15 protein-coding genes are annotated in these 16878 nt (G+C 68.4%); all 15 read right to left on the reverse strand.

All coding sequences use genetic code 11. The annotated features are described in order from the left end of the window. Window positions 1-139: 139 nt before the first annotated feature. The 15 genes from HV793_RS13735 to HV793_RS13805 all read right to left on the reverse strand — a co-directional run bounded on the left by HV793_RS13735 (window position 140) and on the right by HV793_RS13805 (window position 16843). Complete coding sequence (locus tag HV793_RS13735; RefSeq protein WP_175213347.1) at window positions 140-1636, reverse strand: aldehyde dehydrogenase; 1497 nt, start codon at window positions 1634-1636, stop codon at window positions 140-142. Beyond that, window positions 1633-2880 (reverse strand): Zn-dependent hydrolase, encoded by a 1248-nt coding sequence (locus HV793_RS13740; protein WP_175213348.1) that lies wholly within the window; start codon window positions 2878-2880, stop codon window positions 1633-1635. The genes HV793_RS13735 and HV793_RS13740 overlap by 4 nt, the downstream gene beginning before the upstream one ends. Before the next feature lie 17 nt (window positions 2881-2897). Beyond that, a complete protein-coding gene (locus HV793_RS13745) occupies window positions 2898-4610 on the reverse strand; it encodes a thiamine pyrophosphate-binding protein (RefSeq protein WP_175213349.1) in 1713 nt (570 codons plus the stop codon). Continuing rightward, complete coding sequence (locus HV793_RS13750) at window positions 4607-5536, reverse strand: HpcH/HpaI aldolase/citrate lyase family protein (RefSeq protein WP_054454493.1); 930 nt, start codon at window positions 5534-5536, stop codon at window positions 4607-4609. Before HV793_RS13750 ends, HV793_RS13745 begins: the two co-directional genes overlap by 4 nt. Then, window positions 5533-6816 carry a TRAP transporter large permease gene (locus HV793_RS13755; protein WP_054454491.1) on the reverse strand — a complete coding sequence of 428 codons (1284 nt, stop codon included), beginning with the start codon at window positions 6814-6816 and terminating at the stop codon, window positions 5533-5535. Before HV793_RS13755 ends, HV793_RS13750 begins: the two co-directional genes overlap by 4 nt. Before the next feature lie 4 nt (window positions 6817-6820). Then, window positions 6821-7300, reverse strand: a complete 480-nt coding sequence (locus tag HV793_RS13760) for a TRAP transporter small permease (protein ID WP_054454489.1) — start codon at window positions 7298-7300, stop codon at window positions 6821-6823. Then, window positions 7300-8295: a TRAP transporter substrate-binding protein gene (locus HV793_RS13765; RefSeq protein WP_054454487.1), complete on the reverse strand. Its 996-nt coding sequence runs from the start codon at window positions 8293-8295 to the stop codon at window positions 7300-7302. The genes HV793_RS13760 and HV793_RS13765 overlap by 1 nt, the downstream gene beginning before the upstream one ends. Window positions 8296-8329: 34 nt before the next feature. Continuing rightward, the gene (locus HV793_RS13770) at window positions 8330-9466 is read right to left on the reverse strand and encodes a YncE family protein (RefSeq protein WP_175213350.1); all 1137 of its coding nucleotides are present in this window, start codon (window positions 9464-9466) and stop codon (window positions 8330-8332) included. Further along, window positions 9463-10275 carry an ATP-binding cassette domain-containing protein gene (locus HV793_RS13775; RefSeq protein ID WP_175213351.1) on the reverse strand — a complete coding sequence of 271 codons (813 nt, stop codon included), beginning with the start codon at window positions 10273-10275 and terminating at the stop codon, window positions 9463-9465. Before HV793_RS13775 ends, HV793_RS13770 begins: the two co-directional genes overlap by 4 nt. Then, on the reverse strand, window positions 10272-11270 hold the full coding sequence (locus HV793_RS13780) for an ABC transporter ATP-binding protein (RefSeq protein WP_175180920.1): 999 nt from the start codon (window positions 11268-11270) through the stop codon (window positions 10272-10274). The genes HV793_RS13775 and HV793_RS13780 overlap by 4 nt, the downstream gene beginning before the upstream one ends. Window positions 11271-11274: 4 nt before the next feature. Further along, the gene (locus HV793_RS13785) at window positions 11275-12144 is read right to left on the reverse strand and encodes an ABC transporter permease (protein ID WP_054454479.1); all 870 of its coding nucleotides are present in this window, start codon (window positions 12142-12144) and stop codon (window positions 11275-11277) included. Further along, the gene (locus tag HV793_RS13790; protein WP_175213352.1) at window positions 12141-13058 is read right to left on the reverse strand and encodes an ABC transporter permease; all 918 of its coding nucleotides are present in this window, start codon (window positions 13056-13058) and stop codon (window positions 12141-12143) included. The genes HV793_RS13785 and HV793_RS13790 overlap by 4 nt, the downstream gene beginning before the upstream one ends. Window positions 13059-13143: 85 nt before the next feature. Further along, complete coding sequence (locus tag HV793_RS13795; RefSeq protein ID WP_054454475.1) at window positions 13144-14649, reverse strand: ABC transporter substrate-binding protein; 1506 nt, start codon at window positions 14647-14649, stop codon at window positions 13144-13146. Between the two features lie 178 nt (window positions 14650-14827). After that, complete coding sequence (locus HV793_RS13800) at window positions 14828-15562, reverse strand: FadR/GntR family transcriptional regulator (RefSeq protein WP_054454472.1); 735 nt, start codon at window positions 15560-15562, stop codon at window positions 14828-14830. 261 nt (window positions 15563-15823) lie between these two features. Continuing rightward, on the reverse strand, window positions 15824-16843 hold the full coding sequence (locus tag HV793_RS13805; protein ID WP_175213353.1) for a histone deacetylase family protein: 1020 nt from the start codon (window positions 16841-16843) through the stop codon (window positions 15824-15826). Window positions 16844-16878: the final 35 nt, after the last annotated feature.

Genomic DNA, 16878 nt, shown 5'->3' on the forward strand with positions numbered 1-16878 from the left:
CCGCAACGGAACCGCGGTGGGCAGCCCGTCGCCGTTCAAGGTCGCACAAGGGCCCACCGCCTTCAATGGCGCTGGCGGCCAAGCAGATAACGCGAAATGGCAAGGATGGCGGACGCCGCGCGGGCGTCCGCCCAGGGGATCAAGCCGTCAGGCTGATCCAGGTCGTCTTCAGGTCGCTGTACTTGTCCAGCGCGTGCAGCGACTTGTCGCGGCCGAAGCCCGACTGTTTGACCCCGCCGAAAGGCACGGTGATGTCGCCGTCGGCGTAGCAGTTGACCCACACCAGGCCCGCGCGCAGGCGGCGCGAGAGACGGTGCGCGCGCGACAGGTTGGCAGTCCAGAGCCCAGCGCCCAGGCCGTAGATCGAATCGTTGGCCAGCCGCACCGCGTCGTCCTCGGTGGCGAAGCGCTGCGCGGCCAGCACCGGGCCGAAGATCTCCTCGCGCACCAGGCTGCTGTCCTGGCTGGCGCAATCGAAAATCGTCGGTTCGATGTAGTAGCCCCCGGTGGCGCCCAGGGCCTGGCGCCCACCCATGCGCAACTGCGCGCCTTCGGCCGAGCCCGCTTCGATGCGGGCCAGCACGCCGCGCATCTGGCGTTCGTCGACCATGGCGCCCATGGCGGTGGCGGGATCCAGCGGATCGCCCGGTTGCAGGGCGGCGGCGTAGTCCGCGACCTTGGACATGAAGGCGTCGTAGATGCCGTCCTGCACATACAGGCGCGAGCCCGCGATGCAGACTTCGCCCTGGTTGGAAAAGATGGCCAGGGCCGCAGCCTGAGCGGCGCGGTCCAGGTCGGGGCAGTCCTCGAACACGATGTGCGGCGACTTGCCGCCGCACTCCAGCCACACGCGCTTCAGGTTCGATTGTCCCGAATACTCCATGAAGCGCTTGCCGGTGGCGGTCGACCCGGTGAAGGCGATGCAGTCCACATCGGGATGCAGGCCCAGCGCCTGGCCGGCCTGCGCGCCCAGGCCGGGCACCACGCTGAAGACGCCGGCGGGGATGCCTGCTTCCTCGGCCAGCGCCGCCAGCCGGATGGCCGACAGCGAGGCCTGTTCGGCCGGTTTGAGGATGACGCTGTTGCCGGCGGCCAAGGCTGGCGCGACTTTCCAGGCGGCCATCATCAGCGGGTAGTTCCACGGCACCACCGCCGCGACCACGCCCAGCGCTTCGCGCGTGATGGTGGCCAGCGCGTCCGGGCCGGTGGGGGCGATCTCGTCGTAGATCTTGTCGATGGCCTCGGCGTACCAGGCGTAGCAGCGCGCCGTCTCGGGTACGTCGAAGGCCAGCGCGTCGCGGATGGGCTTGCCCATGTCCAGCGTTTCCAGCAGCGCGAGTTCCTCGCGGTGCTCGTCGATCAGCGCGGCCAGGCGCAGCAGATGCTGCTTGCGCTGGCGCGGCGCCAAGGCGCTCCAGACGCCGGCTTCGAAGGCGCGGCGGGCGGCCTGCACGGCGCGGTCCACGTCGGCCGCGCCGCAAGACGCCACGTCGGCCAGCTTGCGCCCGTCTATCGGGCTGGTGGCGGGGAAGGTGGCGCCATCGGCCGCGCCGCAATAGGCGCCGTCGATGTAGGCCTGGCCATTGAAGGCGAGCGCGGCGGCGCGGGCGCGCCAGTAGGCGGCGTCCTGGGTCATGAGCGGACCTCCTGGGCGTTGGCGCGCGCCACCATGGCGTCGAGCAGCACGTTGCACCCGGCTTCCAGGTCAGCGGGCTTGGCGTCCTCGATCTCGTTGTGGCTGACGCCGTCCTTGCATGGCACGAAGATCATGGCGGTAGGGGTGACGGCGGCCATGTAGACCGCGTCGTGGCCCGCGCCGGTGACGATGTCCATGGCGGCCAGGCCGCGGCGCGCGGCGCCGTCGCGCACCTTGCCGACCAGGTCCGGGTCGAACGGGGTGGGCGGGAAGTACTGCACGTGCTTCACGTCCACTTCCACGTTGTGGCGCTGGGCGATTTCGGCGCAGATTTCGTGCCAGCGCTGGTCCATGCGGGTGAGCGTGGCCTCGTCCTCGTGGCGCAGGTCCACCGTGAAACGCACCTGGCCCGGGATGACGTTGCGCGAACCGGGGTGCGCATGGATTTCACCCACGGTGCCGCGGCCATGCGGCTGGTTATCGTTGGCAATGTCGACCACCGCCTGCAGCAGGAAGCTGGAGGCGTACAGCGCGTCGCGCCGGATCGGCATGGGGGTGGGGCCGGCATGCATTTCCATGCCGGTCACGGTCACGTCGTACCAGCGCAGGCCGAGCGACCCGGTCACCACGCCAACCACTTTTTCTTCATGCTCCAGGATCGGGCCTTGTTCGATGTGGGCCTCGAAATAGGCGCCCACCGGGCGGCCGCCCACGGGGTCCGTGCCGGCATAGCCGATGGCTGCCAGCTCTTCGGCCACCGACTTGCCGTCGCGGTCGGTCGCGGTCAGCGCCACTTCCAGCGGGAATTTGCCGGCGAATACGCCCGAACCCATCATCACGGGCACGAAGCGCGAGCCTTCCTCGTTGGTCCAGATGGCGACTTCCAGCGGCGCCTCCGTGACCACGCCGTGGTCGTTCAGGCTGCGCATGACCTCCAGGCCCGCCAGCACGCCATAGCAGCCGTCGAACTTGCCGCCGGTGGGCTGGGTGTCGATATGGCTGCCGGTCATGACCGGCGGCAGGTCATTGTTGCGGCCGGCGCGGCGGGCGAAGATGTTGCCCACCTGGTCCACGCGCAGCGTCATGCCGGCATCGCGCATCCAGCCGGTGACCAGGTCGCGGCCCTGGCCGTCCAGCGCGGTCAGCGCCAGGCGGCAGTTGCCGCCCTTGGCCGTGGCGCCGATCTGCGCCAGGTCCATCAGCGACTGCCACAGCCGCTGTCCGTTGATCGATATCGTCGTCATGTTGGAGTTCCTCTGTGTCAGTGGCTGGCGGCGGCATTGCGGGCCAGTGCGGCTTCGCGGATGCCCATCAGGGTTTCGCCCGGCGAAATGCCATTGGCGTCGTAGCGGATTTCCAGAAGGGCCGGCATGTTTTCGCGTTCGGCAAAGGCCAGCGCGCGTTCGAATGCGGGACCGAAGCTGGCGGTGTCTTCCACGGCTTCGCCGTAGCCGCCGTAGCCGCGGATGATCTGCGTGAAATCCGGGTTCTCGAAGGACAGGGCGATGGTGCGCGCCGGGAACTCGCGTTCCTGGTGCGCGCGGATGGTGCCCCAGATGCCGTTGTTGAACACCAGCACCACCACGCCCAGGCGGTATTGCAGCGCCACGCCCAGTTCCTGCATGTTCATCTGGAAGCAGCCGTCGCCGGCATAGCAGACCACCGTGCGTTTGCGGTCTTCCAGCTTCGCCGAGATCGCCGCCGGCAGGCCGTAGCCCATGGAGCCCACGGTGGGCGTGAGGCTGGTGCCGGGGCCGGCATAGCGGCGGTAGCGGTGGGGGTACAGCGCATAGTTGCCCGCGCCCACGGTGATGCAGGCGTCGGCCGGCACGTGCGCGTCGACGTAGGCGGCGGCCTGGTCCAGGCTCATCGGCCCGGGCGAAGGCAGCGGCTTGAGGCTGTCAACCAGTTCCTGGTGCGCGGCGCGCACCGCCTCGCCGCGCGCCGTCTTGTGGCCGGGGACCAGGCCCGCCACGCTGGCGGCGAAGCTGGCCACGTCCGCCACGATGGCCTGGGTGGGCGAGAACACGCGGCCCAGTTCGGCGGCGTCCGGATACACGTGGATCAGTTGCTGGCGCGGCAACGGGCTTTCGATGACGGTATAGCCTTCGGTCGTGGCCTCGCCCATGCGCGTGCCCACGGCCAGCACCAGGTCGGCGTCGTGCAGGCGCTGGCGCAGCTCGGGCGTCATGGCCCAGCCGACGTGGCCGGCGGCGTTGGGGTGGCGCTGGTCGAAGCACTCCAGGCGGCGCCAGGCCGTGCCTACCGGCAGCTCGAAGCGTTCAGCGAAGCCGGCGATCTGGTCGATGGCGGTCTGGTGCCAGCCATTGCCGCCCAGCAGCAGGAAGGGACGTTCGGCAGCGTCCAGCAATTGGGTCATGCGGGCCAGGTCGGTGGCGCCGGGGTGGCTGTGCACGCGCGGGTAGCGCGGCAGGTCGGCCACGCGGGCGCGGCCCCACAGCGTGTCCTCGGGCAGCGCCAGCACCACGGGGCCGGGACGGCCGCTGGTGGCAATTGCGAAGGCGCGCGAGATGTACTCGGGGATGCGGTCGGTGCGGTCGATCTGCGCCACCCATTTGGCCATCTGGCCGAACATGCGGCGGTAGTCGATTTCCTGGAAGGCTTCGCGTTCCATGAAGTCATTGCCCACCTGGCCCACGAACAGGATCATCGGGGTGGAGTCCTGGAAGGCGGTATGCACGCCGATGCTGGCGTTGGTGGCGCCCGGGCCCCGCGTGACGAAGCAGATGCCGGGTTCGCCGGTCAGCTTGCCATAGGCTTCGGCCATGTAGGCCGCGCCGCTTTCCTGGCGGCAGACGATGGCCTCGATGGCATCGGTGTGGTCGTTCAGCGCGTCGATGCAGGGCAGATAGCTTTCGCCGGGGATCATGAACACGCGGCGCGCGCCATGGATGCGCAGCTGCTGCATCAGGATCTGACCGCCATTGCGTTCGGGAATTGCTGCTGACGTCATGCGGAGTCTCCTTGTTGCGGGACGGCCTGCGCGCGGCGCTCGGCGGCCCATCGTTCGAATTGGTGATGGCGCGCCAACAGGCGGCGCGCGGTGTTGTAGACAGGCGGATCGATGCGCTCGGCGTCGTGGCGGCCAGCGCGCTGGGCTTCATAGCGGGCGACGCAATCATGGGCCGCCATGACTTCGTCCGGGGCGGGCGTGAACACCGCGTGGATCAGCTTGACCTGGTCGGCCACGGTGGCGCACTTGGACTTCAGGCCCATGCGGCGGGCCCAGCGCACATCGGCTTCCAGCGCCGGCATGTCGCGGTAGTTGAAGGGGCAGTCGATGGGCAGGCAGCCGGCCGCCGTGCAATCCAGCAGGAAGCGGGCGCGCAGGTGATGCAGTTCGATGCCGTCCTTGCCGCGTTCGGCGCCCAGGCTGGCGGTCAGGTCCTCGGCGGCCAGCAGGCAGGCGGACACGCGCGGGCTGGCGGTCAGGATGTCATAGGCGCGGTGCACGCCCAGCGCGGACTCCAGCGTGGGCACGATCTCGGTGCTGCCCGCGGGCAGGCCCAGTTCGGCTTCCAGCGCGGTGATCGCCTGGTCCAGCGCGGCGATCTGCGCCGCGCTTTCGGCGTGGGGCAGGAACACCGCGTCCGGCGCGCCCGGCATCACGCCGCGCAGGTCCGCCAGGCCGTCGTCTTCGAGCTTGTTGATGCGCACCGCGGCCACCACGCCCAGGGCGCGGCAGCGGCCGAACAGTTCGGCGATGATGGGGCGCGCGGCTGGCCGGTCCGCCGGGGCGGTGAACTCTTCCAGGTCCGCGACCAGCGCATCGGCGCCGCTGGCCAGGCCGTCGGCCTGGGCGTTGGGGTCGAATCCGGGCACGAACATCCAGCTGCGGCGCAGGAAGGGGGGACGGCGGGAGGGGGTAATAGGGGTCATTGCACGTGCCTCGGCAGGAACAGCACCAGTTCAGGTACGAAAGTCAGCAGCAGCATGACCGCGGTCATGGCCAGCATCATCCAGGACAGAGGACGCAGGGTCTGCATCATGTTGATGCCGCCGATCTTGCACGCGGCCATCAGGTCGACCCCGACGGGCGGCGTGTTGGCGCCAATGGCCATGTTGATCGACAGCAGGATGCCGAAGTGCACCGGATCGATGTTGTAGTGCGCCAGCACCGGCATCACGACCGGGGCCACGATGATGATGACCGGGATCGCTTCCATGAAGGTGCCCAGAAGCAGCAGCACCACCGTCAGCACCAGCAGCACGGCAGTCTTGCTGTCGGTCCATTCGACCAGCAGCGTGGACAGCGCCTGCGGCACCTGCTCGGCCACCAGCACCCAGGCGAACAGGCCCGACGCGCCGATGATGAGCAGGATGGACGCGCTGCTTTCGCCGGTGGACTTCAGGTTGTCCCATAGCGACTTCAGGCTCAGCGTGCGGTACCAGAAGAAGCCGATCAGCAAGGCGTAGATGATGGCGCTGGAGGCGGCCTCGGTAGCGGTGAAGATCCCGAAGCGGATGCCGCCGATGATCAGCACCGGCACCATCAGGGCAGGCAGCGCGTCGATGGCGGCGGCGCGCAGTTCCGGCCAGCTGAATGGCTGGCCGCCGGCCCAGTTGTGCTTGCGCGACTGCCAGACGGCCACGCCGATCAGCGACAGCCCCAGCAGGATGCCCGGAATGATCCCGGCCACGAACAGCTTGCCCACCGAGGTGTCGGTGATGGTGCCGTAGACGATCAGCACGATGCTGGGCGGGATGATGGTGGAAGTGGCGCCGGCGCTGCCGACCAGGGCGCAGGAAAAGCCCTTGTCGTAGCCGCTGCGGGCCATGGCGGGCAGCAGCAGGCTGCCGATGGCGACCACGTCGGCCACGCCGGAACCGGACAGCGCGCCGAACATCAGGCAGGCCAGCACGGCCACCACCGCCAGGCCACCCTTGATGTCGCCGACGATGGCGGCGCACAGGCGCACGATGCGCTGGGTCAGGCCGGCGCCGTTCATCAGCTGCGCGGCCAGGATGAACAGCGGAATCGCCAGCAGCGTGAAGCTGTCCAGCCCCACCACATACTGTTGCGCCGCCACCATCATGGGCGCGGAGTCGAAGACCGCCAGATAGGCCAGGCAGGACAGCACCAGGCCGAAAGCGATGGGCATGTCGATCAGCACCGTGATCGTGAACACGCCCATCAGGAAGAGAGCACCCGTAGACATCTTGTTAATCCTTTGCAGCGGCGGGAGCGGAAGAGAACAGCTGCGCCAGGTGCACCACGATGGTGATGGCGCAGGCGAAAGGCAGCGCCAGGTAGACGGTGCCGGCGGACACGTCCAGCGCGGGCAGGGTCTGGTCCATGGTCAGCTCGGCCAGCTGCCAGCCGGCATAACCCAGCGCCGCCAGGCCGACGATGATGAGCGCCTGGTTGATGCGTTCAAAGGCGTTGAGGATCCGGGGATTGCGCACCACGAACGGCAGCAGCCCGGCCATCAGGTGCGAACGCTCATGGCTGCAGACGACGCCGCCGATGAAGGCCGACCACACCAGCACCAGCCGCGGCAGTTCCTCGGCCCAGTGCGGCGTGGTGTGGGTGACGAAGCGGGCGAACACCACGTAGGAGATCAGGATCGCCAGCAAGGCCACCGCCAGGGCGGCGAAGGCCTTGCTGATGCCCGACAGGATCGCGGACAGTCGGTTGAGCATTACTTGGCCTCGCGGTACTTCTGCACCAGCGCCATCAGCTCGGGGCCGTAGGTGACCGAGTAGGTTTTCCACACCGGCTCCACCGCGGCGGCGAAGGCGGCCTTGTCGACTTCGTTGACCTGCATGCCCTTGTCCTTCAGCTGGGCGATGTATTGCTGGTCGCCGTCGGTGATCATCTGGCGCTGGGCGTCGCGCCACTTGTCGGCGGCGGCCTGCACGATCTTCTTGTCCTCGGCCGAGAGGCGGTTCCACACCGGCTTGGAGATGATCAGGTTGGCCGGACCCCAGACGTGGCCGGTCAGCGACAGGTATTTCTGCACCTCGAAGAAGGAAGAGGTGTAGATGATGGACAGCGGGTTCTCCTGGGCGTCGAACACCTTCTGCTGCAGGGCCGAATACAGTTCGCCGAAGGCCAGCGGCGCGGGGTTGGCGCCCAGCGCGGTAAAGGTGTCCAGGCGCATCTTGTCGGGCGTGACGCGGGTCTTCAGGCCGGCCAGGTCGGCGGGTTTGGCCACCGCGCCGCGGTTGTTGGTGACGTGGCGAAAGCCGTTTTCCCACCACGAGATGATGGTCAGGTTCTTCTTGTCGGCCAGCTTGGCCAGCGCCTCGCCCAGTTCGCCGTCGAAGGCCTTGTAGGCCTGTTGCGAGGTCGACCAGGTATAGGGCAGCTCGACCACGCCGAACTTGGGTTCGATGGGCTGCAGCGAGCCCGAGCCGATGATGGCCGCGCCCTGGCTGCCGATCTGCAGGCCTTCGAGCATGGTCTTTTCATTGCCCAGCTGGCCGCTGGGGAACAGCACGAAATTGACGCGGCCGGCGGTCTTTTCCTTGACCTCGGCGGCAAAGCCTTCGGCGGCCTTGTTCCAGCTGTGGCTGGGCGCCAGCACGTGGCCGAGCTTGATATCCAGGGCGTGGGCCGACAACGGCGCGAGGCCGGCGAGGGCGAGCAGGGCGGCGGCCAGCAGGGCCGGTTTCTTTTGAGGAGCGGTGGTCATGGCGGAACTCCGGGAGCAGGGGGGATGGGTAGGGTCAGTAGGATTGGGCGCGCATCGAAGCGGGCCGTCCGGGCAGGGCGATGCGGGTGCCGGTGTCGCTCAGGCCGTGGTCGCCCACGGCCAGAATCTGCATTTCGGCATCGAGGAAATTGCCGACATAGAGGTAGCGGCTGTCGGGGCTGAAGGCCAGGCCCTCGGGCAGCGCGCCGACTTCGATGGCGCCGGCGCGGGTCACGGACTGCCCGTCGATGCGCAGCAATACGATCTGTCCGCGCGGGTGGTGGAACCAGACGCTGGACGGGTTGTTGGAACCTTGCACGATGGCGACCGCGGCATGGCGGCCGTCGGGACTGATGGCGATGCCTTCGGGGCCGTCCTCGACCATGACGCGGTCGATCACGCGCGGCGGATCGGCGCGCAGGTCCACCACGCTGACCGAATCCGCGTGGCCGTCCGACGCGGTCGGGCTGCCCATGTCCACCACCAGCGCCAGCGCGCCGTCGGGCGACACCACCAGGTTGAACGGCACCAGGCCGGTGGTCAGATCCTCGGCCGGATCGTGGGTCACGATGGGGGCCGCGCCGCTCTCGTCGATGCGCAGCACGCCCAGGCGATGGGTGTCGGTCTTGACCACGAAGGCGCGGCGGCCGTCCGCGGAAAATGAAACGGCCACCACAGGGGTGCCTACGTCCACTTCGCCGCAGACCTCGGCGCGCTTGCCCGCGATGCGCAGCACCGACACCGAGCGGCCGGCCTTGTTGGCCACCAGCGCCAGCGTGCCGGCGCGGTTGATGGACAGGCCCGAGGGCTGCAACCCGACCTCCAGCCGCTGCACAATGGCGGGCGGGCAGGCTTGCAGGTCGATCACGTACAGGCCGCGGCCCGGCTTGGGCTGCCAGCCGGCGCCGTCGGCGCGCGCGGGCCAATCCATCGAATCCGCGATCAGGCCCAGGCGCTGGTCGGGCGTGACGGCCAGGTTGACTGGCGGGCCGAACAGGGAGTTGGGCAGGGACAAGGTGGCGACCAATTCCGGCGCGGCGGGATTCGCGCCGGCGTCGTAGACGCACAGGCTGTCATTGCCCGGGGCCAGGAAACGGATCTGGCCGTCGTCCCAGGTGACTTTCTGGTCGTTGCCGACCAGCAGCAGGTGGCGGGTGGCGGGTGTGGTCATGCCGCGAGCTCCTGCGCCTGCGGTACCGCCAGGGTGGCGCCGATGAGCTGCCGCGTGTACGGGTGGACCGGCTCGAAGTAAACCTGGCTGGCAGGACCGCGTTCGACCACGCGGCCGCCTTGCAGCACCACGATCTCGTCGGCAATGTGCTGCACCACGGCCAGGTTGTGGCTGATGAACAGATAGCCCAGGCCGCGTTCGCGCTGCAGCTCCATCAAAAGGTTCAGGATCTGCGCCTGCACCGATACGTCCAGCGCCGAAGTGGGTTCGTCGCAGATCAGCAACTGCGGCTCCAGCATCAGGGCGCGCGCGATGGCCACGCGCTGGCGCTGGCCGCCGGACAGCTCGCGCGGATAGCGCGCGGCGAAGGCCGGCACCAGGCCCACGGCGTCCATCATGCGGCGCACCGACGCGGCCTGGGAGGCCGCATTGCCGATGCCATGCGTGCGCAGCGGCGCGGTCAGGATCTCGCTGATGGTGCGGCGCGGGTTGAGCGAGGAATAAGGATCCTGAAACACCATCTGGATGCGGCGGGCGCGGGCGCGGGCCGGCATCGCGGCCAGCGGCTTGCCGTCCAGCAGCGCCTGGCCCTGGGTCGGCGCCAACAGGCCCAGCATCAGCTTGGCGATGGTGGACTTGCCGCTGCCGGATTCGCCCACCAGGCCGATGGTCTGGCCGGCGGGCACGTGCAAGTCGATGTCATGCAGGATGCGCGGCGCGGGCCGGCGCGAGAACAGGCCGGCGCGGCCATACTGGAAGCACAGCGCGTTCAGGCTGATGCTGGCGGAAGTGACGGTCGGGCTGCTCATGCCGTGGCTCCTAGGCGCAAGGCGCCGGGTTTGATGCACAGGCAGCGGTGTCCGCCCTGCACGCGCGCGGGGAAGGGCTGGGCACAGCGGGCTTCGGCCGCCGGGCAGCGCTCGCGGAAGGCGCAGCCGCGGATGGCGGTGTCCAGCGAGGGGACGGCGCCGGCGATGGTGGGCAGGTCGGCGCGTGGCGCGGTGCGTCCGGGCTGGGGGATGCAGTTCAGCAGCATCGCGGTATAGGGATGGCTGGGTTGCTCCAGCACTTCGCGCACGCTGCCGCCTTCGACGATGTCGCCCGCGTACATGACGATGACATGGTCGGCGATGCGCGCCACCAGGCCCATGTCATGGGAGATGAACACCATGCCCAGACCGAATTCGGCCTGGATGTCGCGCAGCAGGTCCAGCAGCTCGGCCTGCACGGTGACGTCCAGCGCGGTGGTGGGCTCGTCGGCGATCAGCAGCTCGGGACCGCACATGAGCGCCATTGCGATCATGACGCGCTGGCGCAGTCCGCCCGAAAGTTCAAAGGGATACTGCCGCATGCGGTCGCGGGGATTGGCGATGCCGACGCGGCGCAGCAGGTACTCCGCGCGTTCTTCAGCCGCGCGCCGGCTGACACGCTTGTGCCGGCGCAGCACGTCGACCAGCTGGGTGCCGATGGGGAACACCGGGTTCAGCGAGGTCATCGGATCCTGGAAGATCATGGCGATGCGCGCGCCGCGCAGCTGCGCCAGTTCGGCGGGCGTGAGCGCCGCCAAGTCCTGGCCGGCGAACTCCAGCTTCGCCACGCGGCGGCGCGCGGCCGCCGGCAGCAGGTCCAGCAGCGCCAGCGCGGTCAACGATTTGCCGCAACCCGATTCGCCCACGATGCACAGTGTCTTGCCGCGCTCCAGGCTGAAGTCCACCGCGCGCACCACGTGCTTGACGTGGGTGGGCGTCTGGATGTCGATGTGCAGATCCTGGACCCGCAGCAGGGGATGGCTGGTATCGGTCATGGGGTCAGCCCTTCTTCATTTGCACGGCGCGCAGCGATTCGCCCGCGCGGTTCACGCACAGCACCAGCACGAACAGCACCACGCTGGGGATCACCACCAGCGAGGGCTGGAACAGCATGTTCTCCTTGCCTTCGGCGATCATCAGGCCCAGCGACGGCATCGGCGCCGGCACGCCCAGGCCCAGGAACGACAGCGACGCTTCCAGCGTGATCGCCATGGCGGCGTCCACGGTGCCGATGATGAGCAGGTTGCCCACCAGGTTGGGCAGGATGTCGCGCCAGATGATCTGCAGATGGGTGCAGCCCTGCAGGCGCGAGGCCGTGACGAACTCGGCGTTGCGCAGGCCGGCCGCCATGGTGCGGGCCACCAGCGCATAGCGTTCCCACAGCAACAGGCCCAGCACCAGCACCACCACGGTGAGCGAGGCGCCCACCACCGACACCACCGCCAGCGCCACCAGGATGATGGGCAGCGCCAGGCGCGCGGTGATCAGGAAGGACACGGCGCGATCCACCGCGCCGCCGAAGTAGCCGGCGGCCACGCCCAGCGTGGTGCCGATCAGCCCGCCCATCAGCGCGACCGACAGGCCGATCAGCGCCGACACGCGCACGCCGTACAGCGCGCGCGCCAGCACGTCGCGGCCCAGCTGGTCGGTGCCGAGGATATGGTTCCAGCTGCCGTCTTCGCCCCAGACGGGCTCTTGCAGCCGCGCCAGCAGGTCCTGCGTGTACGGGTCGTGCGGGACGAGGTAGGGGCCCAGCAGGCCGGCCAGCACCAGCAGCGCCAGCACGGCCAGGCCCAGGTTGCGGCCCAGGCGGGCCGCGCGTGCGCCGCGCGAGCGGACGGGAAAGGAGGAGGCGATGACGCTGCTCATGAGGAAACTCGCACGCGGGGGTCGAGCCAACCGTTGATCAGGTCGGCGACCAGGGTCAGGACGATGTAGATCAGGGCGAAGATCAGGATCAGCGCCTGCATCGTGGGAAAGTCGCCGCGCAGGATCGAGGTCCAGGCCAGGAGGCCCGCGCCGTTGATGGCGAACACGGTCTCGATGACGACGGAACCGGCCAGCAGCGTGCCCATCTGGGCCGCGGCCAGCGACACCAGCGGCCGCAAGGCGTTGCGCAGCGCGTACTTGAGCACCACGCTCGGGCCGCCCAGGCCCATGGCCCGCGCAGTCCGGATGTAGTCGGTGGCCAGCACGGTTTCCATTTCGGATTTCATCAGCCGCAGCATTGCCGGCATGGCGAACAGCCCCAGCGCGGTCACCGGCATCACGTAGTGCTTCCAGCTGTCAAAGCCCGAGGCCGGCAGCCATTGGTTGCGCACGCTGAAAAGGATGATGAGCAGGAAGGCCAGGCAGAACGGCGGCATGGCCTGGGCGCAGGCCGACAGCAGCATGGTGGCGCGGTCGATCAGCGAGCCGCGGCGCAGTCCGGCGATCACGCCCAGCGGAATTGCCAGCAGCAGCGCGAACAGCATGGCGGCCAGGCCCAGCTTGGCGGTGGCGGGGAAATGCTGGGTCAGCAGTTCGGCCACCGGGCGGCTGAAGTACAGGCTGTCGCCGAAGTCGCCGCGGGCGACGCCGGCCAGCCAGCGGCCGTACTGCACCAGGATGGGGTCGTTGAAGCCGTGCAGCTGCGCCAGGCGGGCCGCGTCGGCGGCGCTGCCTTCACCGGCCAGGCGCGCCGCCGGGTTGCCGGAAGCGAACACCAGCGAGAAGCTGATCAGCGAGACGAACACCACCAGCAGCGCGGACACAATCAGGCGGCGGAACAGGAATGCAATCATGGGGCTACCTATGACGGAATGCGCCGGAGAGGCCGCCGCTCCCGCCCGGCCGGGCGTGGGAACTGGGCCGCGCCGGCGGCGCCGGTCAGTTCCAGCGGGCCTTGTAGAAACGCGGGAACTCGTCGCCGTCGACCGAGAAGTTCAGGTCCTTGGACTGCACGGCGTTGAGCGAGTGGTTCCACAGCGGCACCCAGTAGGCCTGTTCGGCCACGATCTTCTGGGCGGCGGCGTAGTTCTTGGCGCGCAGCTCGCGGTCCACGGAGGTGTCGGCGGTTTCCAGGTACTTGATGACTTCCGGGTTGCGCGCCTGGTCGTCCGGACCGCCGCGGAAGAAGTTGCTGGTCGACAGCGCCGCGTCGGCGATGCCGTAGGAGCCCCAGTTGGACGACAGCATGGCGATCTTGCCTTCGCGCCAGTTGGTCATGGCGGTGCCGTACTGCTGTTCGACCAGGTTCAGCTTGATGCCGGCCTGCGCCATCTGCGCGGCGGCGGCGTCCAGGATGGCGCGCGGCGGGGCAGAGATCACCAGGTCCAGCGTCACGCCGTTGGGGTAGCCGGCCTGGGCCAGCAGCTGCTTGGCGCGGGCCGGATCGAACTTGTAGGACTGCACGTCGGCGGCGCAGCCGAACTGGGCGGGGTTGCAGGCCGCGTTGATCACCTTGGAGGCGCCGCCTACCAGGGCCTTGCGGATGGCTTCGCGGTCGATGGCGTAGTTGATGGCCTGGCGCACTTCCTGCTTGGCCAGCGGCGACTTGCCGTCGTCAGCGCGCGGGTTCAGCGAGATGTAGCTGATGCGCATGATGCTGCTGCTCTTGACCGTGACGGCCGGCTGCTTTTCCATGCGCTTGGCCACGTCCGGCGGCACGCGCCAGATCCAGTCCAGGCCGCCGGACAACATCTCGGCGTATTGGGTATTGGCGTCCGGCAGCACGCGCACCACGAGCTTCTGCACGGCGGGCTTGGGGCCGAAGTAGTCCTCGAAGCGCTCGTACACGTAGCGGCTGCCGGGCTGGCTTTCCACCAGGCGGTAGGGGCCGGTGCCGATGGGCTTGGCGCCCATGTCGGACTGGTTGGCCTCGTAGTACTTGCGCGGATAGATCGGCAGGTTTTCCGACAGCATTTCCAGCGCCAGCGGGTACGGCGTCTTCATCTTGATGCGGACGGTATCGTCGGAGGCCTTTTCGGCCTTGGCGATCCAGGCCACCTGGTTCTGGAAGCGCGCCTTGTAGCCTTCGGATGACACCAGGTTCAGGGTGTACAGCACGTCGTCGATGGTGAGCAACGAGCCGTCATGGAACTTCACGTCCTTGCGGATGGGCAGTTCGATCGTGGTGTCGTCCACGAACTTGTAGCCGGTGGCGATGGCCGGACCGAATTCGCCCGTGTCCTGGTTCTTCTGCAGCAGTCCCGAGAACACCATGCGCGCCAGCGCCAGGCCGGGACGGTCCGATTCCTTGTAGGCGTCCAGCGTGGCGGGCGCCGCGTCGAACGCGATGTTGAGGGAGTTGTCAGCCTTGTTGGCCTGGGCGGCATGGGCGCCAAGCGCCAATAGCGCCGCGCTCAAAAGCTTCACGGTACGGGTCAGCTGCATGTTTTCACCTTGATGTGTTTTAGGTATGGGACTTACGGGTACTGCGGAACTGCTGTTTGCGTATCGGCGGGCAAGCCGCTCCCCTTGCCGCAGGCGGCGCGTTCTGCGCCGGCGGTGCTTGTTCTGTCGGTAAGGGGAGGGGCCTGGCGTTCAGGCCGGGGTTCAGGCGTTCATCAAATCATCGGATCCCAGCGCTGCCGAAGTCTTCCCGCAGGCGGGCCAGGATGCCGACCAGGTGGTCGTGCATGGCGTGGCGCGCGCGGATGGGATCGCGGTCGGAAATGGCCGCGAGGATGCGTTCGTGTTCCTGCTGGGCTTCGCTCCACACCTTGGTGGTCACGAAGTGCTCTTCAAGACGGTTGAATACGGGACTCAGCGTGCTGAGGTGCCAGATATGGGAAATTGCCGCCGCCAGGGCGGCGTTGCCGCAGGCCGCGCCGATCGCGCTGTGGAAGGCGCGGTCGTGCACGCTGGGCGATTCGGTCAGGGACATGCCTTCGTGCGCGGCGCGGATCGCCGCGATCTGGGCGGGCGATGCCTTCTGCGCCGCCAGGGCCGCGCACTCGGGTTCCAGCAGCAAACGGGTTTCCAGCAGGTCGAAGGGGCCGATGTCGGTGGCTTCGACGCCGTTGGCGGCAACCGGCGCCTGCTGCGGCGACAGGTACTGGCCGTCTTCGCGCGCCGGGTTCACGAACACGCCCGTGCCTACGCGCACTTCTACATAGCCTTCGATTTCCAGCGCGATCAGCGCCTCGCGCACCGAGGCGCGGCTGACCTGCAACTGTTCAGCCAGTTCGCGCTCTGCCGGCAGCCGCCCGCCCGCGGGGAAGTCGCCCGCCTTGATGCGCGCGGCGATCTGGTCGGCAATCATGCGGTAGAGGCGGGTGGAGGCGACGGCCTGGAGAGAGGTCATTGTTGCGTTTGGATGAATGGTCGGGATGTAGAGGGTAATGGGTCTGCCCGGGCTTTGTCTTGCATGCCCCCCGGGCGATCACCGAGGGTGCCTGGATATCTAGTGGCCCAGTGGTCAGGCCACTGGACGAAATGTACCGGAGGCGCCCCGGCTTGTGAACCGGGCTTTTCCATTTCTAGGGAAAACCACTAGCGCGGCTTTTGCGCCACGGCAGCGGACTTGCGGCCGGCGTCCGCGGCGGGACGCCGGCGGCGCGCGGGGTCAGCCCGAAGCCAGTCCGCCGAAGAAGCGCGAGGCGTTCGATTCCAGGCCTTCGATGTAATAGCCGCCCTCTTGCACGATCAGGGTGGGCAGCGCCAGGCCGCCGACTTCCCGGCCCAGGCGTTCGAAGCCGTTTTCGCTGACGGCGACCATGGCCTGCGGGTCCTTCTCGAAGATGTCGAAGCCCAGCGACAGCACCAGGGCGTCGGGTTGGAACAGTTCGATGGCGCGGCGCGCCTCTCCCAGCTTGTCGAAGAACACCGATTCCGGCGAGCCATGGGGCATGGGCAGGTTGATGTTGTAGCCGTAGCCCGGGCCGGCGCCGCGCTCGTCCTCGTAGCCCGCGACGACGGGATAGAAGTTCTCGGGATCGCCGTGGATGGACACGTACAGGACGTCGTTGCGTTCGTAGAAGATCTCCTGGATCCCCTGGCCGTGGTGCATGTCGGTGTCCAGGATCGCCACGCGCGGAAAGCGCGAGGTCAGGCGCTGCGCGGCGATCGCGGCGTTGTTCAGGTAGCAGAAGCCGCCGGCCGCGTCGCGCCGCGCGTGATGTCCGGGCGGACGGCAGATGGCGTAGGCGTGGCGCTCGCCCGCCAACAGCGCATCGGCGCCGGCGATGGCGCATTGCGCCGACCAGTAGGCAGAGTGCCAGGTGTGCTGGCCGACCGGGCAGCTGCCGTCGGCCAGGTAACGCGCGGCCTGGGCCAGCACGCCGCGCAAGGCGTTGGGTTGGCGCACGAAGACGTTGGAGACGACCTCGTCGCCCCAATCGTCGGGCAATTGCTTCCAGGCGGAGTGCGCCCCTTGCAGGAAACGCAGGTAGTCCAGCGTGTGGACCGCCGAGATCGCGCCCGCGCCCTGGTCGGGCGGCGCCTGCACGTCAAAGCCCAGCTTGCGCGCGGCCTCGGCCAACGCGTCCAGGCGCGATGGCACTTCCTGGGGCGTGCGCATCTTGCCGCGCGAGAAATAGGTCTGCGGATGGTGCAGTTTCTGGTCGTCGTGGAAGTATGCCTTCATGCGGGGTGACACCTGGTTGCGGGTTGACGCGACGC

The organism is Achromobacter aegrifaciens, assembly GCF_902859965.1.
Lineage (GTDB): Bacteria > Pseudomonadota > Gammaproteobacteria > Burkholderiales > Burkholderiaceae_B > Achromobacter > Achromobacter aegrifaciens.